Consider the following 22,430-nt stretch of genomic DNA (forward strand, 5'->3'; position numbering starts at 1 on the left):
TAACTTGCGCGCCCACAGTGAACGAGGAGCGGCATTTGAACGATTGGTTGAAGCGACTGGAGGCCCTGGATCCGGCCCGTCTGGCGGGCATGCGCCGCGGCGTGGAGAAGGAGAGCCTGCGCGCGCAACCGAGCGGCGCGTCGCTGGCGCTGACGCCGCATCCGACGGCGCTGGGTTCTGCGCTCACGCACGAGACTGTCACCACCGACTTCAGCGAATCGCAGCTTGAACTGATCACCGGCGTGCACGCGTCCGCCGAGGACTGCGAACGGCAGCTTACGGAGATCCACCAGGCGGTCTACCGTTGTCTGGGCAACGAACTGATGTGGGCGTCGAGCATGCCCTGCCAACTCCCGGCTGACGAGACCATCCCGATCGGCCGTTACGGCGCCTCCAACATCGGTCGCGCCAAGAGTGTCTACCGCATGGGCCTGGGCCACCGCTACGGGCGGCGCATGCAGACGATCTCCGGCATCCATTACAACTGGTCGATGCCGGGCCTGGACAACGCGGACCACTTTGCGCTGATCCGCAACTTCCGTCGCCACTCCTTCCTGCTGCTGACGCTGTTCGGCGCCTCGCCGGCGCTGTGCGCGAGCTTCGTCGCCGGTCGCGAGCACGGCCTGCAGCCGCTGGTCGACGGCACGCTGCACATGCCGTACGGTACCTCGCTGCGCATGGGGCGGCTCGGCTACCAGAGCGACGCCCAGGCCTCGCTGGCGGTGAGCTACAACAGCATCGACGGCTACGCCGCCTCGCTGCAGGACGCGTTGACGCGTCCCTATCCGGCCTACGAGCAGGTCGGGGTCGTCAATCCGGGCGGCGAGTACAACCAGCTGTCGACGACGCTGCTGCAGATCGAGAACGAGTTCTACGGCACGATCCGCCCCAAGCGCACGATCCGCTCGGGCGAACGCCCCCTGCACGCGCTGCGCGAGCGCGGCGTCGAGTACATCGAGGTCCGCTGCATGGACCTGGACCCGTTCGAGCCGGTCGGCATCGCCGCGGGCACGATGCGCTTCCTGGACCTCTTCCTGCTGCACTGCTGGCTGACCGACAGCCCCAACGACACCCCGGAGGAACTTGGCGCGCTGGCGCGCAACCAGCATCGCACGGCCTCGGCCGGTCGCGAGCCCGGCCTGACGCTGGAGCGCCGCGGCGGCGAGGTGTCGCTGCGCGACTGGGGTCGCGAGCTGTTGGCCGAATTCGCGCCGATCGCCGACAAGGTGGACGCGGCGCTGGGCGGCTCGTCGTACCGCGAGGCCCTCGCGCAGGCGGTCGAGCGCTGGGACGATCCGGATCAGTTGCCTTCGACCCGCGTGCTGGCGGCGATGCGCGCCCAGCACGAGTCGTCGCATCTGGCCTTCGTCGCGGCGCAGTCCGAGCTCTCCCGCCGCCACGTCCTGGAGCAGCCCCTGCCGGACGGCCTGATGACGCGCTTCGACCAGTCGGCGCGTGCCTCGCTGGAGGCGCAGGCCGCGATCGAGGCGGCGGACACGATCGATTTCGAGACCTTCCGGCAGCAGTACCTCGATCCCGCGCAACTGCGCGGGTGAATCCGCCGCGCCGGGCGCTCAGCCCGGCAGCGACGAACTGCGCAGCTCGTCGTGTCGCCTCTGCAGTTCCTGGCGCAGCTTCTTGCGCTCCAACGCCGCGTCCCAGCGGCGTTTCTCGTCCGGCGTCGACGGCGTGCGCGGCGGCACCGCCACGGGGCGGCCGTCCTCGCCCACCGCCACCATCGTGAAGAAGCAGCTGTTGGCGTGGCGCACCACCTGCTCGCGGATGTTCTCGGTGATGACCTTGATGCCGATCTCCATCGACGAGGTGCCCGCGTAGTTCACCGACGCCAGGAAGCTGACCAGCTCGCCGACGTGGATCGGCTGGCGGAACATCACCTGGTCCACCGACAGCGTCACCGTGTAGCGGCCCGCATAGCGGCTGGCGCACGCGTACGCCGCCTGGTCGAGCAGCTTCAGGATGGTGCCGCCGTGCACGTTGCCGGAGAAGTTGGCCATGTCCGGCGTCATCAGCACCGTCATCGTGAGTTGGTGGGAAGGCAGGTCCATGGCGCGGGATCCGGCGTCGGATCGGGGAGTGAGGGAGTGGCCGCCATGGTGCCAGAGTCCGGAGAAGCTGAGGGTCGCGGCGGGCGCGGGGAGCGACTCCCCCTTCTGGCGCTTGCCGCTGACACGGGCCTCGGTTAGGGTGCGCGCAAGGAGATTCCATGGCCCAGGTCCAGCAGCCCAGCATCGTCGACACGCGCGGTGCCCAGATGTTCCCCGCGCTCGGGGTGGCCGACATCGCGCGCGTCGCGCGATTCGGCCGGTTCCGGCGTTATGCCCAAGGCGAATGGGTCGTGCGTGCCGGCGATACGGGCATGGGCATGATCCTCATCCTCAGCGGCGAGATCACGGTGTCGCAACGCGACAGCCTCGGTCATGTGACACCCATCCACCGGCACGGCCCCGGCGGCTTCCTGGGCGAGGTCGGCCAGCTCAGCGGCCGGCCCTCCTTCATCGACGCGATCGCCGAGACCGAGGTCGAGGCGGTCGACGTCAGCCCGCCGCAGCTGCGCGCGCTGCTGATCGGCGAAGCCGACCTGGGCGAACGCCTGACGCGCGCCTTCATCCTGCGCCGCGTCGGCCTGATCGAGGCCGGCGCCAGCGGCGCGACGCTGATCGGCCGCGGCAAGTCCGCGGCGGTGATGCGGCTGCGCAGCTTCCTGGGCCGCAACGGCTACCCGCACCAGCAGCTCGAACCCGACCAGAACGAGGACGCCAAGGCGCTGGCCGACCAGTACATGACCGACGGCGTGCAGATGCTGGTCATCTGCCCCGGGGGCGAGGTGCTGGTCGACCCGACCGACGACGAGGTCGCGCGCTGCATGGGCATCGTCGACATGCGCGAGCGGACCGAGCTCTACGACGTCGCCATCATCGGCGCGGGCCCGGCGGGACTGTCGTCGGCGGTGTATGCGGCCTCGGAGGGCCTGTCGGTGCTGGTGCTGGACTGCCGCTCGTTCGGCGGCCAGGCCGGCGCGAGCTCGCGCATCGAGAACTACCTCGGCTTCCCGACCGGCATCTCCGGCCAGGCGCTGGCGGGGCGGGCCTTCGTCCAGGCCCAGAAGTTCGGCGCGGACATGCTGATTCCCGCCAAGGTCACGCGGATGAGCTGCGAACGGCAGGGCATGGAGGATGAGCTGCACCTGTCGCTCGAAGACGGCCGCAAGGTGCGCGCGCGCACCGCGGTGATCGCCACCGGCGCGCGCTACCGCCGGCCCGAGATCGACGCGCTGACCCGCTTCGAAGGTCGGGGCGTCTGGTACTGGGCCTCGCCGATCGAGGCCCGCATCTGCAGCCGGCAGACGGTGGTCATCGTCGGCGGCGGGAACTCGGCGGGACAGGCGGCGGTGTTCCTCGCGAACCACGCGGCCAAGGTCATCATGCTGATCCGCGGCCCCGGTCTGGCGGCGACGATGTCGCGCTACCTGATCGACCGCATCCAGGGCACCGCCAACATCGAGCTGCAGCCGCACCAGGAACTCAAGGCGCTCGAGGGAGGCGACTCGCTCGAAGCCGTGAGCTGGCGCGACCGCCGCAACGGTCAGGAACGCAGACTGGCGCTGCAGCACCTGTTCATGTTCATCGGCGCCGAACCGGAAACCGGCGTGATCGCCGAATGCGGACTGGAACTGGACCAGGCCGGCTTCATCATCACGGGCCGCGCCTGCGCCTGCCCGCTGTCCGATTACAAGCCCGAGCCGCTGGAGTCGAGCATTCCCGGCGTGTTCGCGGTCGGCGACGTGCGTTCGGGCTCGGTGAAGCGCGTCGGCGGCGCGATCGGCGAAGGCGCCCAGGTCGTCGCCAGCATCCACCAGTACCTGGCCCGCCAGGATGCGGCGCGCGCCGAACGCCTCAGTCCCGCCGCCGTGGCCCGCGTCCCGGTCTGAGCCCGGGGGCTCACGCCCCCGTGTCCTCTTCCTGTTCCTCTTCGTCTCGCCGCCCCGCCTCGCCGGGGCGGCAGCGCTTTCAACGCCTCCCTGATCTGTGGCTCTCCCTTTCACCCGGCACAGCGCTTCGCCATAGAATGCGAATCGTTGTTATTTGCAAACTGGGCGCCGTCAGATGCTGTCTTCCGAATCCCGCCGTCTCTGGACCTGGCCGATCGCGCTGGGTGTGCTGAGCACTTCCGGCCTGCTGACCGCGCTCGTGTCCGACGACTGGGGCGACGCCTGGTCCTGGGTCGGCCTGGGCGTGCCGGTGGCGGTCATCGCCTGGTACGCCTGGCGTCCCCAGACGGCGCGCTGAACGCCGCGCCGCTTTCATCGCCATCTCGTCACCGTGTCGTCGCCGTGTCGTCGCCGTTTCGTCGCCATGTGGCAGCCGCGTCCCATCCGCTTCCCAGCCGTTTTCTCTTTCCAGAAGAAGTCCCGCAAGGTCCCCGCCCCATGAATTCCCCTTCCCTGCGCCCGTTGGCGCTCGCCATCGCCCTCGGTCTGTCCGGTCTCGCCGCACCTGTCGCCATCGCGCAGGACGCCGCCCAATCGAAGGACGCGAACAAGGACGAGGCCAAGGACGGCGGCCCGTCCCAGCTGCCGGCCGTGACCGTCAGCGCCACCGCGGACAAGCAGGGCCTGTCCAAGGCCTATGCCGGCGGCCAGGTCGCGCGCGGCGGCCGCGCCGGGATCCTGGGCACCAAGGACAACATGGAGACGCCGTTCTCCATCACCGCCTACACCAACGAACTGATCCAGGACCGCCAGGCCAAGAGCGTCGCCGAGGTGCTGCAGAACGACCCCGGCGTGCGCGCGGCCCGCGGCTTCGGCAACTTCCAGGAGGCCTACTTCATCCGCGGCTTCATCCTGAGTTCGGACGACGTCGCCTACAACGGCCTCTACAGCCTGCTGCCGCGTCAGTACATCGCGTCGGAGCTGTTCGAGCGGGTCGAGGTGCTGCGCGGCGCCTCCGCCTTCCTGATGGGCGCCAGTCCCGGCGGCAGCGGCATCGGCGGCAACATCAGCCTGCTGCCCAAGCGGGCGCCGGCCGAGCCGCTGACGCGCCTGACGGTGAATGCGGGCAGCGGCGGCTCGGGTGGCGCGGCGCTCGACGTGGCGCGACGCTTCGGTCCCGACAACGCGACCGGCGTGCGCTTCAACGCCGCCTACCGCGACGGCGGCACCGCCGTCGATGACGAGAAGGCCAAGACCAGCGTGGTCGCCGTGGGCCTGGACTGGCGCAGCCGCGACGTCCGCCTGAGCGCCGACCTCGGCTGGCAGGACAACCAGCTCACCCGCACGCGCCCGAGCGTCACCGTGCAAGGCCTGTCGGCGATGCCGTCGGTGCCGGACAACAAGGCCAACTTCGCGCAGCCGTGGACCTTCTCCAACGAGCGCGACACCTTCGGCACGCTGCGCGGCGAGTGGGACCTGACCGGCACCGTCACCGCCTGGGCCGCCTACGGCGCCCGCCGCAGCAAGGAAGAGAACCGCCTGGCCGGCCTGACCGTCACCAACGCCACCACCGGCGCGGGCACCTACTACCGCTTCGACAACGGCCGCAAGGACAGCGTCGACACCGCCGAAGCCGGCGTGCGCGGCAAGTTCCGCACCGGTGCGGTCGGCCACGAGTGGGTGGTCTCCGCCTCGATCTTCTCGCTGGACACCAAGAACGGCTACGCGATGGACTTCGGCAACCTGCTGCCGACCAACCTCTACAGCCCGACCTCCGATCCGCTGCCGGTCTTCTCGCCCGGCGTCTATATCGGCAACAGCGTGGACGATCCGCGCCTGAACACCCGCGTGCGCAACCGCAGTGTCGCCGTCGGCGACACGCTGTCGATGTTCGACGACACCTTCCTGCTGACGCTCGGCCTGCGCCATCAGACGCTCAAGCAGGACAGCATCTCGCCGCGCGTGCAGTGGAACTTCAACGGCGCGGACTTCGGCACGCCGGGCGGCGTGGTCACGACCTACGACCAGAGCAGGACCAGCCCGGTCGTCGGCGCGGTCTACCGTTTCACGAAGCAGCTGTCGGTCTACGGCAACTACATCGAGGGCCTGAACAAGGGTGACAGCCTGGCCGCGCAGGACGGCCTGCCGGCGCGCGACCTGGCGCCCTACCAGTCCAAGCAGAAGGAAGTCGGCGTCAAGTACGACGGCGGCCGGCTGGGATTCGGCGCCGCGTACTTCACGACGGACAAGCCACGCGCGGTGTTGGCGCAGAACGTGGCGCAGGGCGAGGACCGCCATCGCGGCATCGAGCTGAACGCCTTCGGCGAAGCCACGCGCGACCTGAAGGTCCTGGGCGGCCTGACCTGGCTGGACGCCAAGCAGCACGGCACCGGCCTGGCCGACACCGAGGGCAAGTACACGCTGGGCATCCCGCGCCTCCAGGCCAACCTCGGCACGGAGTGGGAAGTCCGCGCGCTGCAGGGTCTGGCGGTCGACGCGCGCGTGGTGCACACGGGCAAGTCCTACGCCGACAGCGCCAACACGCTGCGTGTGCCGGCCTGGACGCGCCTGGACGCCGGCGCGCGCTACCTGTTCGAAGTCCAGGGCACGCTGCTGACGCTGCGCGCGCGGATCGACAACGTCACCAACCGCAAATACTGGGCCTCGGCCGGCGGCTACCCCGACCAGAGCTACCTGGTGGTCGGCCAGCCGCGCAGCTTCAACCTGAGCCTGGCGGCGGACTTCTGAGGACACGACGATGCTGAGTTCGCGCGCCATCCGGGTCTGGACCTGGCTCCACAAGTGGACCAGCCTGGTCTGCACGCTGTTCATGCTGCTGCTGTGCCTGACCGGGCTGCCGCTGATCTTCCATCACGAGATCGGTCACCTGCTCGGGGACGAGATCGAGGCGCCCGAGCTGCCCGCCGCGATGGACAAGCAGCGCGTGTCGCTGGACGTGATGGCCAAGGCGGCCAACGCGGTGCATCCGACGATGGTGATCCAGTTCGCCGGCGAGAACGAGGACGACCCGCGCCTGTGGTGGTTCACGCTCGCGCCGACGCCGGAGCCGACCGACCAGTTCAAGTCGGTCGCCGTCGACGCGCGCACCGGCCTGGCGGTGCGCGAGTACCGCATCGGCGAAGGCTTCATGGACCTGATGTTCCGGCTGCACGTGGACATGTTCGCGGGCCTGCCGGGCAAGCTTTTCCTCGGGCTGATGGGCCTGCTGCTGCTGATCGCGCTGGTCAGCGGCGTGGTGCTGTACGCGCCTTTCATGCGCAAGCTCGACTTCGGCGCGGTGCGCAAGGACCGCTCGACGCGGGTGAAGTGGCTGGACCTGCACAACCTGATCGGCATCGTCACGCTGGTGTGGTGCTTCGTCGTCGGCGCGACCGGGATGATCAACACCTGGGCGGAGCTGCTGGTGCAGTACTGGCAGTACGACAAGATCACCGCGCTGCTGGTGCCTTACAAGGACCAGCCGCTGCTGACGGTCGCCGAACGCGCGCCGCTGCAGGACTCGATGGACACGGCGATGCAGGTCGGCGCGCAGCGCAAGGTCTCGTTCATCGCGTTCCCGGGGACCTCGTTCTCCAGCCCCCACCACAACACCTTCTTCCTGAAGGGCACGACGCCGCTGACCTCCAAGCTGCTGCAGCCGCTGCTGATCGACGCGAAGACCTCGCGGCTGACGGCCGCGCCGGAACTGCCGTGGTACCTGACGGCGCTGCTGGTGTCGCAACCGCTGCACTTCGGCGACTACGGCGGCATGCCGATGAAGATCCTGTGGGCGCTGCTGGACGTGGCGACCATCGTGGTCCTCGGCAGCGGCCTCTACCTGTGGCTGCGCAAGCCGCAGGGCGCCAGGAAGGCCAGCAAGGGCGCCGAACCCGACGACGCCAAGCATCCCGAAACCGCGGCCGCCTGATCGCCAGTCCGCACGATCACACTCACCGCACATGCCTGATTCGAACAAGCCCGACTCCCCCAAGCACCAGATCGAGAGCCTGCAGTCCAGCGGCCTGAAGGCCACGCTGCCCCGCATCAAGGTGCTGCAGATCTTCGAGCAGTCGGACCAGCGCCACCTCAGCGCCGAGGACGTCTACCGCCAGTTGCTGCTGGACGGCGCGGACATCGGCCTGGCGACGGTGTACCGGGTGCTGATGCAGTTCGTCGAGGCGGGCCTGCTGGCGCGCCAGCACTTCGAATCCGGCAAGGCCGTGTTCGAGCTCAATTCCGCGCAGCACCATGACCACATGGTGTGCCTGGCCTGCGGCCGGGTGGAGGAGTTCTACGACGCCGGCATCGAGCAGCGCCAGCGCGAGATCGCCGAGGAGCGGGGCTACGAACTGGTCGAGCACGCGCTCGCGCTGTACGGGCTGTGCTCGAACCCGGAATGCCGGGCCAAACGCAACCGTTGAAGCAACCGTTGAAGCAATCGCTGAATCCGACGGGGGCGGGTCGGAAGACCGTGGCGGGACGCGCACAATCCGGCGCTTCCCTGTTGATCACTGTATGGGCATACAGTATATTTCACTCCATCGCAGCCAACCCGGCTGCAGCAGGAGATGGTCATGCAGATGCTCAAGCAAACGGTCTGGTCTTCGTTGAACAACGCGGATGCCTGGGTGGTCTGCATCGGCGTCATGTCCTGCCTCGGACTGGCGACGGGCTTGCTGGGTTGAGAGCTTAGCTCAGCCTGGCGAACCCTTCGCCTCCAGTGTTCCGTTCGCGGAGCCAGGGTCCCCTCCCGAGGGGACCTTTGTTTTCAGTGCCTTTCAGTTCTCAACGCTTTTGTCCGCTCGACTTGAGCAACGCCTGACCCCGGTCCTGGACGTTGCTCAAGCGGCGGACTTTTTTTGTCCGCTCCTTCCGTCCTGTGCCGCCTGTCCGTCCTTCACGAAGTCGACGAAGGCGCGCAACGGCGCGGGCAGGTAGCGCCGGCCTGGGTAGTAGAGGAACGGACCGCTGAAGGACACCCACCAGTCCTCGAGTACCGGCACAAGCGCGCCGCTGTCGAGCTGCGGTCGCACCCAATCCTCGAAGGTCTGGATGACGCCGCCACCCGCGACCGCCACGTCGATCGCCAGGTCCAGGCCGCCGCCCAGGCGCACGATCATCGGACCGTCGGGATCGACGGTGACGACTTCGCCTTCGCGCTGGAATTCGTAGGCGGGCATCGTTCCGCTCGGGAAGCGGCCTCTCAGGCAGCGGTGGGCGAGCAGGTCACGCGGATGTGCCGGCTGGCCGTGCTCGGCGAGGTAGGCCGGCGACGCCGCCGTGGCCACGCGCTGCGTCCGCGGGCCGATGGGCACCGCGATCATGTCCTGCTCCAGCCGCTCCTCATAGCGGATGCCGGCGTCGCAGCCGGCGGCGAGCACGTCGACGAAGCTCTCCTCGACGGTGATGTCGAGCTTGATGTCCGGATACGCCTTCAGGAATGCCGGGACGATCTTGGGCAGCACGAGCCGCGCGGCACTCGCCGACACATTGAGCCGCAGAGTACCGGCCGGCCGCTCGCGGAAACCGTTGACGACGTCCAGCGCCGCCTCGACCTCGCCCAGTGCCGGTCCGAGTCGGTCCAGCAGGCGCGCACCGGCCTCCGTCGGCGCGACGCTGCGGGTGCTCCGATGCAGCAGCCGGACGCCGAGCTTCGTCTCCAGCCGCCGCACCGCCTCGCTCAGTCCTGACGGGCTCATGCCCGACTGCCGAGAAGCCTCCCGGAAGCCGCCGGATCGCGCCACGGCAAGGAACGCCGACAGATCGCCCAATTCCATCTCACTGTCCTTGATTTCGCACAGCCCGTGCGGATTCGATCCCCTTATCGTACGACCGACCGTTGCCTACAGTCCTTCCACGACGTCGCCGACCTCCCAGAATTCAACTTGAAGGACATCCCATGAGCAGCACTTCCCCCCGCCCCCTTGCGCAGGCCGGCACGTTCAAGCTGGGCAGCCGCACGGTGACCCGCATCGGCTACGGCGCGATGCAACTGGCCGGACCCGGGGTCTTCGGGCCGCCGAAGGACCGCGCCGCCGCCGTCGCCGTGCTGCGAGAAGCCGTCGCGCTCGGCGTCGATCACATCGACACCAGCGATTTCTACGGGCCGCACGTCACCAACCAGATCATTCGCGAAGCGCTCCACCCGTACCGCGACGGCCTGACGATCGTCACCAAGGTCGGTGCCCGGCGCGGCGAGGACGCCTCCTGGCAACCCGCGCAGTCGGCCGAAGCGCTGACGCAGCAGGTCCACGACAACCTCCGGAACCTCGGTCTGGACGTGCTCGACGTGGTGAACCTGCGCAGCATGATCGACGTGCACGGCCCGGCGGAAGGCTCGCTGGAACCTCAGCTGACCGCGCTGGCGAAGCTGCAGGCGTCAGGTCTGATCCGCCACATCGGCCTGAGCAATGTGACGTCGCGTCAGGTGGCCGATGCGCGCAAGATCGTCGACATCGTCTGCGTGCAGAACCAGTACAACCTCGCGCATCGCAACGATGATGCATTGCTCGACCAGTTGGCTGGAGACGGCATCGCCTTCGTCCCGTTCTTCCCGCTCGGCGGCTTCTCGCCGCTGCAGTCGGACTCGCTGTCGACAGTCGCGACCGAGCTGGGCGCGACAGCCATGCAAGTGGCGCTCGCCTGGCTGCTGCAGCGCTCGCCGAACCTGGTGCTCATCCCGGGCACGTCGTCGGTCGATCATCTGCGGCAGAACCTGCAGGCGGCCGCACTGACGCTGCCCGCCGACGCCGTCCGCCGGCTCGATGCGATGAGCCCCGCCAGCGGCCACTGAGACTGCCATCGCCAAGCGCGGGCTCTCCGCACCGCATGGGGCATCGCGTCCGCGAACCCCAAGCAGTACTCCGGCCCCACAGAGACCGGAGCGTTCACGTCTGCTCAGAGCGGAGTCAGTACCGGCTCATTCGCTTCCCAACGCCGGGCGTTCTCGAGGAACAGGTCGACAGTGGCCTGCACGGACTCGGGCGACCAGCCCGCGATGTGCGGCGTGAGGATCACGTTCGGGAAACCGAGCAGCGCCTCCGGCGGCTTGGGCTCGGATTCGTAGACGTCGAGCGCGGCGCCGCCGAGTTCGCCGGCCGCCAGGGCCGCGGCCAGCGCCGCCGTGTCGATCAGGCTGCCGCGGGCGATGTTGACGACGTGGCCCTGCGGGCCGAGCGCCTTCAGGACCTCGGCGTTGACGATGTGTCTGGTGGTCGGGCCGCCCGGCGCGGCGACGATGAAGAAGTCCGCCCAGTGCGCCAGGTCGAGCGCAGAGCCGAAGTACTGGCAGCCCTGCGAGTCGTTGCGCTCGCGGCGGTTGTGATAACCGACCTCCATGTCGAAGGCCAGGGCGCGTCTGGCGATGCGCAGTCCGATCGTGCCCATGCCGAGGATGCCCAGCTTGCGCCCGTTGACGCTGGGGCGCAGCGGCAGCGCGTCGCGCCAGAGCCCGGCGCGCAATGCCTGCTCCTGCTGCGGCAGGGCGCGCACGGAAGCGAGCAGCAGCGCCATCGCATGATCGGCGACGCACGAATCGTTGGTGCCCGCGCCGTTCCACAGCGTGAGGCCGCGCGCCTTGGCGGCGGCGAGGTCGATGGCCTCGTAGCCCGCGCCTTGAGCGGCGGCGACGCGCAGCTTCGGCATCGCTTCCATCTCGTCGGCGCGAAGGCCGACGGCGCCGATGGTGAGGACGATCTCGATGTCGGCGCCGTGCGCGGCGACCGCCTTCGCGCGGGTTTCGGGCGTCGGCGCGTAGATCACGTCATAACGCGCGCGGAACTGCGACAGATGCGCTTCCGCCGTCGGCATCAGGACGAGGAGTCGGCGGGGAGCACCGGACGAGGGGCTGGCGGACGAAGGGTTGGCGGACACGGCGACCTCAGGGAGTCAGGGAGTTCGCCGTCGATGATAGGAGCGCGCCTCCACGCAAACCTCCGAGCGCGGACGCGTTTCGCACGTCGGCATGGCGTCCTGAATCACCTCGGGAGATGCGCATGGGTTGAACTCTTGTCGGATCGGCACGCATCGGACCATCCGGGATCGCTCAGCGCCGTTCAGGGCCGTTCGCCGCGCGACATCCGTGCGTCGATCTCCGCCAGCGCCTTCGGCAGCTGCGCGACCGAATCGATCACCAGATGCGCGCCCGAGGCAGTCAGTCGCTGCGTGGCGGCAGCGCGCTTCGCGGCGACCTCGGCATCCGGCAGCGCCTGGAGCTGTTCCAGCGTCAGGCCCGTCTCATTGCCCGACAGGCTCAACCCGACGGTCCACATGCCGGCGCGGCGGCCTTCCTCGATGCCCGGCGTCGTGTCGTCGACCTTCACGCAGGCGCGCACATCGCCGATGCCCAGCGCCAGCACGTTCGCCAACGCCATGAAGGGGCCCGGTCGCCCCCCCGCGGCCAACTCGTCGCCGGCGACGACGTGATCCGCCACGATGCCATCGGCCAACGCCTGTGGCAGCAGCACGTCCAGCACCTGGCGCGGATAGCCCGAGCAGGAACCGATCTTCAGCCCCGCGCGGCGCAGCGCGGCCAGCATCTCGACCGCACCGGGAATCGGCTGCGAGTAGCGCCCCACCTTCTCGATCTGCATCGGCATGAAGCGCTCGTAGATCGCGTCGATGTCGGACGCGGTCGACGGGCGGCCGAAGCGCGCCTGCCATTGCGCCTGCAGCGAGGCGTCGTCGAGCAGCGTGCGGATGTGATCGCGCTTGGACAGGCCCATCGGCCCGCGCGCCTCGGCCAGCGTCAGCGTGATGCCGAAGGTAGCGAACGCGTCGACGAAGATCTGCGTCGGCGCCAGCGAGCCGTGGTCGACCAGCGTGCCGGCCCAGTCGAAGATGACTGCCTGGAGATGGGGATAAAGCGTGTTCATGCGTAGGCCTTGATGAAGTTGCGGCCGCGCGGACCGCGCAGCGCCTGTTCGACGCGCGCGTCCCAGTCGGCGGGCGCGATGCCGTAGTCGGCGGGATCGGTGGAGACGCCGAGCGCGGCGAGGAAGCGTTCCAGCGCGGTGACCGCGCCGTCGGCGTCGGCCGCGTCGAAGATCGCCAGCAGCTGCGCATCCAGCGCCGCGTCGCGGCCGAAGGCCAGCCGCATCACGCGTGGCAGGCTGAACGAACACGCGATGCCGTGCGCGGTGCCGTGCGTCAGCGTGATGTCGTAGGACAGCGAGTGGGCCAGTGCCGTCTTCGTGTTGGAGAAGGCCATGCCCGCCTGCAGCGCGGCGACCGCCAGCGCCTCACGCAGGTCCAGGCGGCGCGGCTCCCGCAGCAGCGCGGGCAGCGTGGCGACGATGGCGCGCGCGGCGCTCGCCGCGAGGCTGGCCGACACCGGATTGCGGTGCACGTTCCACAGCGATTCCAGCGCATGGGACAGCGCGTCCAGGCCGCTGGCCAGCGTGGCGCCCGCGGGCAGGCTGACCATCAGCGACGGGTCGACGATCGCGGCTTCCGGCCAGGTCCACGGCAGGTGCAGCGAATGCTTGCGCGAGCGCCCGGCATCCCACAGCGTGGCCCACGGCGTGACCTCGCTGCCGGTGCCGGCGGTCGTCGGGATCGCGATCAGCGCGCGATGCGGACCGTCCACCGGCAGCGGCGCCGCCTTCGGATCGACCAGGTGATCGAGCAGTTCGTCAAAGCGGCCCGACGGTGTGGCGGTGAGCATCGCCTTCGCCGCGTCGATGCTGCTGCCGCCGCCCAGCGCGATCACGCAACGCGCGCTGCCGTGGTCGCGCCACAGGCGCTCGTACAGCGGCGCGAGCCAGCGGACATCGGGATTCGGGGAAATGTCGGTCTCCACCGCCACCAGGCGGTCGCCCAGCATCGCCCTCACCCGCCCGACCAGCCCCAGCGGCTCCGCCTCGGGAAAGGCGATCAGCAGCGCATCGCGCCCGCCGACCAGGCCGGGCAGCAGCTCCAGCGCGCCGATCCCGGCCCGCACGTCGACCGGGTTGTGAAACTTCCAGACCTTCACGTCGTTGTCCTCGTCGTCTCTCGTTGGGTGCTCGTTGGTTACTCGTCGCGTACTCGTCGGGTACTCGTCGGGTTCTCGTCGGGTTCTCGTTGCCGGCGCACCGCCGGGATCAGTGCCGGCCGCTGTCCTGGATGGCTCGGCGCAACTGGCTCGACACGAAGTCCGCGGCGACCACCATCACGGTGATCACGATGATGCAGGTCGCGGTCTCGGGGTACTTGAACAGCTTGAGGCTGCCCACGAGCTCGAAACCCAGCCCGCCCGCGCCGACCATGCCGAGCACCGTCGCCGAGCGCAGGTTGACCTCGAAGCGGTACAGCACGACGGCGATCCACGCGGTCACCACCTGCGGCAGCACGCCGAAGACGATCACCTGCAGCGGCCGGGCGCCGGTGGCGCGCAGCGCCTCGAGCGGGCCCTGGTCGATCTCCTCGATCGCCTCGGCGAAGAACTTGCCCAGCATCCCCGCGCCGTGCACCGCGAGCGCCAGCACGCCGGGGAACGGCCCCAGTCCCACCGCCGACACGAAGACCAGCGCCAGGATCAGTTCGTTGATGCTGCGCGTCACGTTCAGGCCCTGCCGCGTGAGCTGGTACAGCCAGCGCGGCCCCTGCAGGTTGCGCGCCGCGAGGAAGGACACCGGCACCGCGGCGACCGCGCCCAGCAGCGTGCCCCACACGGCGATCTGGATCGTCTCCAGCGCCGGCGCCCACAGCCGGTCGAGGATGCGCCAGTCCGGCGGCCACGTGCGGCCCAGGAAGTCGGCGATCTGCGGCAGGCCGTTCGCGAGCTCCGACGGGCTCAGCTGCGCGCCGCTGGCGCTCCACTGCAGCGCCCACAGGCCCAGCACCATCGCGGCGAGCAGCTTCGTCCAGCCGCCCGGCGTCGTGGGCAGGCCGACCAGCCAGCGATAGCGACCGGCGGCGGCGCGGTCGACGGCATTCATCGTCGTCATGCGGTTTTCCTTTCGTCTTCCAGCGCCACGGGCTCGATGAGCTGCAGCCCGGCATGGCCGGCGTAGAGCTCATGAAGCTCCGCATCGGAGAGTTCGCCGGGCAACCGGTCGAACAACACCCGCCCTTGCGACAGGCCGACGATGCGGTCGCCGAATTCCTTCGCGTAGTCGACCTGGTGCAGGTTGCAGACGACGGTGATGCCGAGCTCGCGGCAGGCCTGCTTCAGATAACCGAGCGCCTGGCGCGCGGTGTGCGGATCCAGGCTCGCGACCGGCTCGTCCGCCAGGATCACCTGCGGGCGCTGCGCCAGCGCGCGCGCGATGCCCACGCGCTGCATCTGGCCGCCGGAGAGCGAGTCGGTGCGCTCCTGCGCCTTGTGCGCGAGGCCCACGCGGTCCAGGCATTCCAGCGCCAGCGCCACGTCCGCGGCGCGGAACAGCTGCAGCACCGAGCTCCAGGTCGACACCGCGCCGAGCCGGCCCGTCAGCACGTTCTTCACCACGCTCAGGCGCGGCACCACGTGGTGATGCTGGAACACCATCGCGACGCGGCGTCGCAGCTCGCGGACGTCGACGGCGCGCGAGGCGGACATCGCGTCCAGGCCCGCGATCGTCATCGCGCCGGCGTCCGGCTGCGCCAGCCGGTTCATGCAGCGCAACAGCGTGGACTTGCCCGCGCCCGACGGGCCCAGCACGACGAGGAACTCGCCGGCCTTCGCGTCGAGGTCCACGCCGCGCAGCACGGCGTTGTCGCCGAAGCGCTTGGTGACGCCGCGCAGCGTGATCACTTCATGCTCCGCAGGTCGAGCTTGAGCACCTTGGCCGTGTCGCGCACGACGTCGTAGGCGGCGTCATTGGTGGGCTGGAAGCCGTTGAGCATGCCCTGGTCGCCCCATTTCACGTCCTTCAGGTTGGCCAGCGCCTTGGCCAGCTTGTCCTTCAGCGCGGGATCGAGGTCCTTGCGCCAGACCATCGGCGATTCGGGGATGGGCCTGGACGACCACAGCACGACGAAGTCGTCCTGCTTCACCGTGCCCTTGGCGACGGCGCTGGCGAAGATGCGGTCGGCGACGGCGGCCGCGTCGACCTTCTTGTTGGCGACCGCCAGGATGCTGGCGTCATGCGAGCCGGAGAACAGCACGCGGCCGAACAGCGCGTCCGGGTCGTAGCCCGCCTGCTGCAGTCCGGCCTTCGGGAACAGGTGGCCGGAGGCGGAACTCGGGTCGACGAAGGCGAAGTTCTTTCCCTTCAGCTCGGCGACCGTGTGAACGCCGCTGTCCTTGCGGGCCAGGATCACGCTCTTGTAGGCGCTCTGGCCGGTCTTCCTGGTGACCGCGACCGCGAAGGCCTCGACGTTCGCGACCGAGCTGGCCAGCACGTACGAGAACGGACCGAGGTAGGCCACGTCCAGCTTCTTCGAGCGCAGCGCCTCGATGACGCCGTTGTAGTCGGTGGCCACGAAGGGTTTCACCGTGATGCCGAGCTGCTGCTGCAGCGCGTCCAGCACCTGGCGGCTGGACTCGATCATCGCCTGCGAATCCTCGGCCGGGATCAGCCCGATCGTCAGCGTCTGCTGCTGGGCGGAAGACACGGCCGGCAGCCCCGTCGCGACAGCGACGGCAGCGGCCAGGACAGCGCGGCGGAGAACGGAGGAGCGGGCTGGGGACATGTGGGCATCCAGGGGTGGTGAGCGGATGCCGCCACTCTATGAATCCCACATGACAGGACATCCATCGATGCCATGTTGAATTCATGACCGAACCATTGAGGTGATCTATGGATGCCACGGAGGCCTGACGCCGTCCGCAGGCCTCCTGCCGCGAGCCGCCGCCACGCTCGATGGCGCGTGGCGACTCAACGACGGGTCAGTGCTGGCCGCAGGCCGGGTGCTTCGTTCCCGCCGTATCGTTGGGCAGGCCCAGGAAGTCGAGCACGTGCGGCGTCAGCGCGCCGGTCTGCGGCAGCGTCGTGCCGGTCAGGTCGCCCTGGCAGTAGGCCGGCTTCGTCGGATTGCGGTAGCTGTTGGTGAGGATCAGCGTCGCATCGCGTTCGCCGGCGCTCTGTCCGCCGTGGCCGGTGCCCGTGCCGCCGTGGTCGGAGACGACGACGATCAGCCACTCCTCCGCGGCATAGGTCGGCCGCGCCGCGAGCGCATCCAGCACCTGCTGGATCTGCGCGTCCTCCCCCGCGATCTTGGACTGGTAGTACGCGTTGAACGGGTCGTAGCTGGCGGCGTGGATGTCCACGTTGTGCAGGTAATAGAAGATCGCCGTCGGCGGATTCGTCCAGGACAGCCAGCCCTTGACGGCGTTGGTGGCCTGCTGCGAGTTCTTGGCCGCATTCGCAACCACGAAGTCGGCGCCCGCCGGCTTCAGGTTGCCGGTGATGTTGGCCCAGTCGCCGACGACCGCCACGGTGGCCGTCGGATAGGCCGTCTTGATGCGGTCGAACAGGTGCGGCTTCTTCAGCGGCAACGCGATGTCGTTGCTGGTGACGCCGTGCTGGTCGGCCCAGAAGCCGGTGAACAGCGTGCCCCAGCCGGGGCCGCTGAGCGTGGCCTGCGAGCCGCCCGCGAGCACGTTGCCGTGGAACGCGCCGCTACCGGCGAGCGCGCTGAGCGCCGGCGTCGCGACGCAGCCGGCGCAGAACAGCGCGTCGCCGCGCAACCCGTCGATGCCGACCACGAGCACATGCTTGCGACCGTTCGGGCCCACGATGGGATTGGGCACGCCCGGGCCGGGAATCAGCGAGTAATGGTCATACGGATTGCCGGCGTAGTCGGTCTTCAGGCCGCCGACATCGGCGGCGCGCTTGTCGCTGAGGTCGCACTGCTGGGCGTTCTTGTAGAAGTCGAAGCTGACGCACCAGGACTTGCGCGCATCGTTCACGCACGCGGCGGCGCAGGCTTCCGGGGTCACGGCGGTCAGGTGCTCGCGGTTGTAGCCCGAGATCGCGGCGTTGATCGTGCGGGTGAACGACGCCAGCGGCGACGGCGCGGACTGGGCGACGGCGACGGGGGCGAGCGCCGCCAGGGCCAGGGCGGCGCCCAGTGCACGCAACGCGGCCGTCTGGCGTTTCAGGGAGGGGAGGAGGGTCATGAGGGCTCCAGGCTCGAACGAGCGGGTTGTGGACAGAAAGCCCCTGCAGCGTAGGAACGTCACGTGACCGTCACTCGATCGAATCAATATCGGGAACCGCACGAAATCATCGAGAGCCTCTATACCCATGTCGGCCGCCAAGCTCCGCGCCTTCCTTGCCGTCGCCCGCCACGGCAGCTTCAGCGCCGCGGCGCGGGCGCTCGGGCTGTCGCAGCCCACGCTGACGACCCAGGTGCAGGGGCTGGAGCAGCAGCACAAGGTGGAGCTCTTCCACCGGCGCGGCCATCGCATCGAGCTGACCTCCGTCGGACATCAGCTGCTGCCGATCGCGCGGCAACTGGCCGCGCTCGAGGTCGAGGCCTACAACCTGCTGCATGACTGCGGCGAACTGACACGCGGGCAACTCAAGCTGGGCGCGGTCGGCCCATTCCACGTCATCGAGATGGTGGACGCCTACCGCCAGCGCTATCCGAAGGTGGATGTGTCGATCCGGCTGGGCAACTCGGCGCAGGTGTTCGGGGACCTGGAGAACTACGTGATCGACGTCGGTGTGCTGGCGCGATTCCATGACGCTCCGGGCTTCGAGACGATGGCTTACGCGCGGCACGCGATCATCCTGTTCGTGCATCTCGATCATCCGTTCGCGAAGCACGAGAGCGTGCCGCTGCAGGCGCTGGAGAACCAGCCGCTGCTGCAGCGCGAGGACGGATCTAGCACGCGGCGCGCGCTGGAATCGGCGCTGCGGCAGGCGGGCATCGCACCGCGCGTCGCGATGGAGATCGGCAGCCGCGAGGCGCTGCGGGAAGCAGCCGCGCGCGGCATCGGCATCGGGGTCGTCTCGGAGGCGGAATTCATTCCCGACGTCCGTTTCCGACCGGTGCGTATCGATGGCGACCCGGCCTTCACCGAGACGCACCTCTACTGCCTCAAGGAGCGTCGTGACAGCTTGCTGCTCACCTCGTTCTTCGACACTGCCACGGGCCTCAAGAATGTCCCGCAGTCCTCGGCAGCAAATCCGCTGCAGTAAGGCGACGATGGGGGACGGGAGGTCGCGGGGTTCTGGCGCTTGACGCCAGGGCCCTGCGACCTCGCGGCCGACGCTCATCCGACTCAGGTGGGCGGTCTCCCGAGGACAGATTCCCCTCAGAAACCGGACAGGTTTCTGAAGGGAGGCCCAGGCATCCTGCGCACCTTCGCGCGGGGGGCCTCAAGGCCGTCTGTCCTCTGGAATCCATGCAGAACAAAAAGGCAAGCTCATGGACCGCCGCCAATTCTTCCCCCGTCCTGTCGTCGAGGCGGGCACCAACCGCTGGGACTGGGCGCTGCTGCCGCTGGTGCTGGCGCTGCTGGTGCTGCTGGCCTACGGCGCCGCGCAGATGGCGCGTCCGTTCGCGCTGGGCGATCCGATGCCGCTGTCGCTGGATCCGTCCCACCTGCCCTACTACCTGCTGCGCACCAACCTGCGCATGCTGGCGGCGATGGTGCTGGCGCTGCTGTTCAGCGCGGTCTTCGCGGTGCTCGCGGCCAAGGTCCGCGCCGCCGAGAAGGTGCTGGTGCCGATGCTCGACATCCTCCAGTCCATTCCCATCCTGGGTTTCCTGTCGATCACGGTGACCGGCTTCATCGCGCTGTTCCCCGGCAATCTGCTGGGCGTCGAATGCGCGGCGATCTTCGCGATCTTCACCTCGCAGGCCTGGAACATGGCCTTCAGCCTGTATCAATCGCTGCGCACCGTGCCGTCGGAACTCGACGAAGCCGCGCGCGTGTTCCAGCTCTCGGGCTGGCAGCGTTTCTGGCGGCTGGAGCTGCCCTACGCGATGCCCGGCCTGCTGTGGAACATGATGATGTCGATGTCCGGCGGCTGGTTCTTCGTGGTCGCCTCGGAGGCGATCTCGGTCTCCGACCAGAGCATCAAGCTGCCCGGCGTCGGCTCCTACATCGCCCTGGCGATCGAGGCGCGCGACCTGGGCGCCATCGGCTGGGCGATCGTCGCGATGCTCGTGGGCATCGTGCTCTACGACCAGCTCCTGTTCCGGCCGCTGGTCGCCTGGGCGGACAAGTTCCGCTTCGAGGACAGCGGCACCGACGCCGCGCCGAGCTCATGGATGCTGAACTGGCTGCGCCGCACCTCGTTCACGCGCCGTTCGGCGGCCTGGCTGGTGGACCGGCTCGAAGGCAGCATGATCTGGTTCCGCCGGCATCACGACGGCACCTCGATCCGCGCCCGACCGCGCATCGCCAGCGCGACCTGGACCCGCGCCTGGGACGCGGTGGTGGCCGCGGCGGTGATGGTGGCGCTCTACCACCTGACCCGTTTCGTTCACACCGAGGTCGGCTGGTCCGAGGCCGGCCATGTCTTCACGCTCGGCCTGATCACGCTGGTCCGCGTGCTGGTGCTGATCGCGCTGGCCGCGCTGGTGTGGGTGCCCGTCGGCATCTGGATCGGCATGAATCCGCGCTGGTCCGGCCGGCTGCAGGCAGTGGCGCAGTTCCTTGCCGCCTTCCCGGCCAACCTGCTGTTCCCGGTGGTGGTCGTGCTGATCGTGCGATGGAAGCTCAACCCGGATGTGTGGCTGTCGCCGCTGATGATCTTCGGCACGCAGTGGTACCTGCTGTTCAACGTCATCGCGGGCGCGTCCAACATCCCCGCCGAGCTGCGCCATGCGGCCCGCAACCTGGGCCTGAGTGGATGGCTGAAGTGGCGGCGCTACCTGCTGCCGGCGGTGTTCCCCAGCTTCGTCACCGGAGCGATCACCGCCAGCGGCGGCTCGTGGAACGCGAGCATCGTGGCCGAGTACGTCTCCTGGGGCGACACCACGCTCAAGGCCCACGGCCTGGGCAGCTACATCGCGGAGATGACCGCCCGCGGCGACTTCCCGCGGATCGCGCTGGGCATCGGCGTGATGTGCATCTTCGTGATGGGCTTGAACCACTTCGTCTGGCGCCGCCTGTACCGGCTGGCGGAGGACCGCATGCATCTGTGAACGGTGCATTGTGATCTGTGAACTGCGATCTGTGAGGAGACCGGCATGACCGCATCCATCATCGAACTCCACGGCGTCGGGAAGCGCTTCCGCTCGGCCGACGGCCATCCGCGGCCCGTGCTGGCGGACGTCGACTTCAACCTGCGCGAAGGCGAGATCGTCGCTCTGCTGGGCCAGTCGGGCTCGGGCAAGAGCACGCTGCTGCGCATCATGGCCGGGCTGGTGCCGGCCGACGCGGGGCAGGTGCGGTATCGCGGGCAGCCGCTGTCGGGGCCGGCGCGCGGCATCAGCATGGTGTTCCAGTCGTTCGCGCTGTTCCCGTGGCTGACGGTGCAGCAGAACGTCGAGATCGGGCTGGAGGCGCGCGGCGTCGCCAAGGCCGAGCGCGAAGCCAAGGCGGAGGCGGCGATCGCGCTGATCGGCCTGAGCGGCTTCGAAGGAGCGCTGCCGCGGGAACTGTCGGGGGGGATGCGGCAGCGGGTCGGCATCGCGCGGGCGCTGGTGACGGATCCGGACGTGCTGCTGATGGACGAGGCGTTCTCCGCGCTGGACGTACTGACCGGCGAACGGTTGAGGGAGGACATCCTGGAGCTGTGGGACGGCGGACACATGCCGACGCGGGCGATGCTGGTGGTGTCGCACAACATCGAGGAGGCCGTGATGATGGCCGATCGGGTGCTGATCTTCGCGAGCGATCCGGGTCGGATCCGATGCCAGTTGGCGGTGCAGCTGCCGCGGCCGAGGGATCCGGAGAGCGCGGATGTGCGGGCCTTGATCGACGAGGTGTATGCGCTGATGACGGCCGGCGCGGCGCGGCCGCCGCGGGCCGCGGGCACGAGCGATGTTGCCGCGAGGCCCGCGCCGCTGGCGGAGCGCCTGCCGGCAGCGGACGTGGCGCGGATGGACGGGCTGCTGGAGCTGCTCGCCGAGCCGCCCTTCGACGGGCGCGCGGACCTGCCGCAGCTGTGCGAGGAGGCGGGGTTGCCGGACTCGGAGTTGCTGCCGGTGGCGCATGCGCTGGCCCTGCTGGGGCTGGCGCAACTCGACAGCGGGGATTTGCAGCTGACGCCGCTGGGGCGACGGTACGTCGAAGGCGCGCACGGGCTGCGTCGCGATCTCTTCGGCCAGCAGTTGATGGCGCATGTGCCGCTGATCGCGCACATCCGGCACAGCCTGGAGCAGGAACCCAGCGGGGAGATGCCGGACAAGCCGGTGCTGAGACTGCTGAGCGAGCACCTCGACGACGCCGAGGCGGATGCGGTGCTGCAGACGGCGGTGACCTGGGCGCGGCACGGCGAGGTGTTCGAGTACGACTACAACACCGGGGCGCTGCGGTTGCCGACGGGGGATGAGGAAACGGCGACGCGTTGAAGAAGGCTGTCGCACTGCCGCCGCCGCTGGCCCTCACCCCTGCCCTCTCCCGCAAGCGGGAGAGGGGGTAAGGGAGACCGAGCGTTGTGGGTAGAGTCGG

General features: G+C 69.1%; 19 protein-coding genes. 10 read left to right on the top strand and 9 right to left on the bottom strand.

Going from position 1 to position 22,430, the window contains the following annotated elements; genetic code table 11:
- Positions 1–89 precede the first annotated feature (89 nt).
- Positions 90–1,556, top strand: coding sequence for a glutamate--cysteine ligase (gene gshA, locus PV762_RS24565; RefSeq protein WP_421037747.1), 1,467 nt, complete (start codon positions 90–92; stop codon positions 1,554–1,556).
- An 18-nt stretch (positions 1,557–1,574) separates the two neighbouring features.
- On the opposite strand, the gene PV762_RS24570 is transcribed toward gshA, so the two are convergent.
- Positions 1,575–2,066 (bottom strand): acyl-CoA thioesterase, encoded by a 492-nt coding sequence (locus PV762_RS24570; protein ID WP_421037624.1) that lies wholly within the window; start codon positions 2,064–2,066, stop codon positions 1,575–1,577.
- A 158-nt stretch (positions 2,067–2,224) separates the two neighbouring features.
- Here PV762_RS24570 and PV762_RS24575 point away from each other — a divergent pair, with 158 nt between their 5' ends.
- The 5 genes from PV762_RS24575 to fur all read left to right on the top strand — a co-directional run bounded on the left by PV762_RS24575 (position 2,225) and on the right by fur (position 8,370).
- Entirely contained in the window at positions 2,225–3,949 is a 1,725-nt protein-coding gene (locus tag PV762_RS24575) for an FAD-dependent oxidoreductase (protein ID WP_421037625.1), read from the top strand.
- A gap of 175 nt (positions 3,950–4,124) precedes the next feature.
- Positions 4,125–4,307 (top strand): hypothetical protein, encoded by a 183-nt coding sequence (locus tag PV762_RS24580; RefSeq protein WP_421037626.1) that lies wholly within the window; start codon positions 4,125–4,127, stop codon positions 4,305–4,307.
- A 140-nt stretch (positions 4,308–4,447) separates the two neighbouring features.
- Entirely contained in the window at positions 4,448–6,697 is a 2,250-nt protein-coding gene (locus tag PV762_RS24585; protein ID WP_421037627.1) for a TonB-dependent receptor, read from the top strand.
- A gap of 13 nt (positions 6,698–6,710) precedes the next feature.
- Positions 6,711–7,877 carry a PepSY-associated TM helix domain-containing protein gene (locus tag PV762_RS24590; RefSeq protein ID WP_421037748.1) on the top strand — a complete coding sequence of 389 codons (1,167 nt, stop codon included), beginning with the start codon at positions 6,711–6,713 and terminating at the stop codon, positions 7,875–7,877.
- Between the two features lie 31 nt (positions 7,878–7,908).
- Positions 7,909–8,370 (top strand): ferric iron uptake transcriptional regulator, encoded by a 462-nt coding sequence (gene fur, locus PV762_RS24595; protein ID WP_421037628.1) that lies wholly within the window; start codon positions 7,909–7,911, stop codon positions 8,368–8,370.
- A 420-nt stretch (positions 8,371–8,790) separates the two neighbouring features.
- Here the strand turns inward: fur and PV762_RS24600 are convergent, their stop codons facing one another.
- Entirely contained in the window at positions 8,791–9,726 is a 936-nt protein-coding gene (locus tag PV762_RS24600) for a LysR family transcriptional regulator (RefSeq protein ID WP_421037629.1), read from the bottom strand.
- 122 nt (positions 9,727–9,848) lie between these two features.
- Here PV762_RS24600 and PV762_RS24605 point away from each other — a divergent pair, with 122 nt between their 5' ends.
- Positions 9,849–10,742, top strand: a complete 894-nt coding sequence (locus PV762_RS24605) for an aldo/keto reductase family oxidoreductase (RefSeq protein ID WP_421037630.1) — start codon at positions 9,849–9,851, stop codon at positions 10,740–10,742.
- Between the two features lie 104 nt (positions 10,743–10,846).
- Here the strand turns inward: PV762_RS24605 and PV762_RS24610 are convergent, their stop codons facing one another.
- The 7 genes from PV762_RS24610 to PV762_RS24640 all read right to left on the bottom strand — a co-directional run bounded on the left by PV762_RS24610 (position 10,847) and on the right by PV762_RS24640 (position 17,975).
- Positions 10,847–11,758 (bottom strand): NAD(P)-dependent oxidoreductase, encoded by a 912-nt coding sequence (locus tag PV762_RS24610; RefSeq protein ID WP_421037749.1) that lies wholly within the window; start codon positions 11,756–11,758, stop codon positions 10,847–10,849.
- 245 nt (positions 11,759–12,003) lie between these two features.
- The gene (gene phnX, locus PV762_RS24615) at positions 12,004–12,822 is read right to left on the bottom strand and encodes a phosphonoacetaldehyde hydrolase (RefSeq protein WP_421037631.1); all 819 of its coding nucleotides are present in this window, start codon (positions 12,820–12,822) and stop codon (positions 12,004–12,006) included.
- Positions 12,819–13,922, bottom strand: a complete 1,104-nt coding sequence (gene psrA, locus PV762_RS24620; RefSeq protein ID WP_421037632.1) for an iron-containing alcohol dehydrogenase PsrA — start codon at positions 13,920–13,922, stop codon at positions 12,819–12,821. Before psrA ends, phnX begins: the two co-directional genes overlap by 4 nt.
- Before the next feature lie 109 nt (positions 13,923–14,031).
- Positions 14,032–14,868 carry a phosphonate ABC transporter, permease protein PhnE gene (gene phnE / locus PV762_RS24625; protein ID WP_421037750.1) on the bottom strand — a complete coding sequence of 279 codons (837 nt, stop codon included), beginning with the start codon at positions 14,866–14,868 and terminating at the stop codon, positions 14,032–14,034.
- Positions 14,869–14,873: 5 nt separating this feature from the next.
- A complete protein-coding gene (phnC, locus tag PV762_RS24630; RefSeq protein ID WP_421037633.1) occupies positions 14,874–15,665 on the bottom strand; it encodes a phosphonate ABC transporter ATP-binding protein in 792 nt (263 codons plus the stop codon).
- Positions 15,662–16,546, bottom strand: a complete 885-nt coding sequence (gene phnD, locus PV762_RS24635; RefSeq protein ID WP_421037634.1) for a phosphonate ABC transporter substrate-binding protein — start codon at positions 16,544–16,546, stop codon at positions 15,662–15,664. Before phnD ends, phnC begins: the two co-directional genes overlap by 4 nt.
- Positions 16,547–16,742: 196 nt before the next feature.
- Positions 16,743–17,975 (bottom strand): alkaline phosphatase family protein, encoded by a 1,233-nt coding sequence (locus PV762_RS24640; RefSeq protein WP_421037635.1) that lies wholly within the window; start codon positions 17,973–17,975, stop codon positions 16,743–16,745.
- 127 nt (positions 17,976–18,102) lie between these two features.
- On the opposite strand from PV762_RS24640, the gene PV762_RS24645 reads away from it, so the two are divergent.
- From PV762_RS24645 to PV762_RS24655, 3 genes are all read left to right on the top strand, one after another.
- Positions 18,103–19,002, top strand: a complete 900-nt coding sequence (locus tag PV762_RS24645; RefSeq protein WP_421037636.1) for a LysR substrate-binding domain-containing protein — start codon at positions 18,103–18,105, stop codon at positions 19,000–19,002.
- A gap of 229 nt (positions 19,003–19,231) precedes the next feature.
- Complete coding sequence (locus PV762_RS24650) at positions 19,232–20,959, top strand: ABC transporter permease (protein WP_421037637.1); 1,728 nt, start codon at positions 19,232–19,234, stop codon at positions 20,957–20,959.
- A 45-nt stretch (positions 20,960–21,004) separates the two neighbouring features.
- The gene (locus PV762_RS24655; RefSeq protein WP_421037638.1) at positions 21,005–22,330 is read left to right on the top strand and encodes a nitrate/sulfonate/bicarbonate ABC transporter ATP-binding protein; all 1,326 of its coding nucleotides are present in this window, start codon (positions 21,005–21,007) and stop codon (positions 22,328–22,330) included.
- The last annotated feature ends 100 nt before the right edge of the window (positions 22,331–22,430 follow it).

The organism is Mitsuaria sp. CC2, assembly GCF_048957715.1.
In the GTDB taxonomy this organism is placed as follows: Bacteria; Pseudomonadota; Gammaproteobacteria; order Burkholderiales; family Burkholderiaceae_C; genus Roseateles.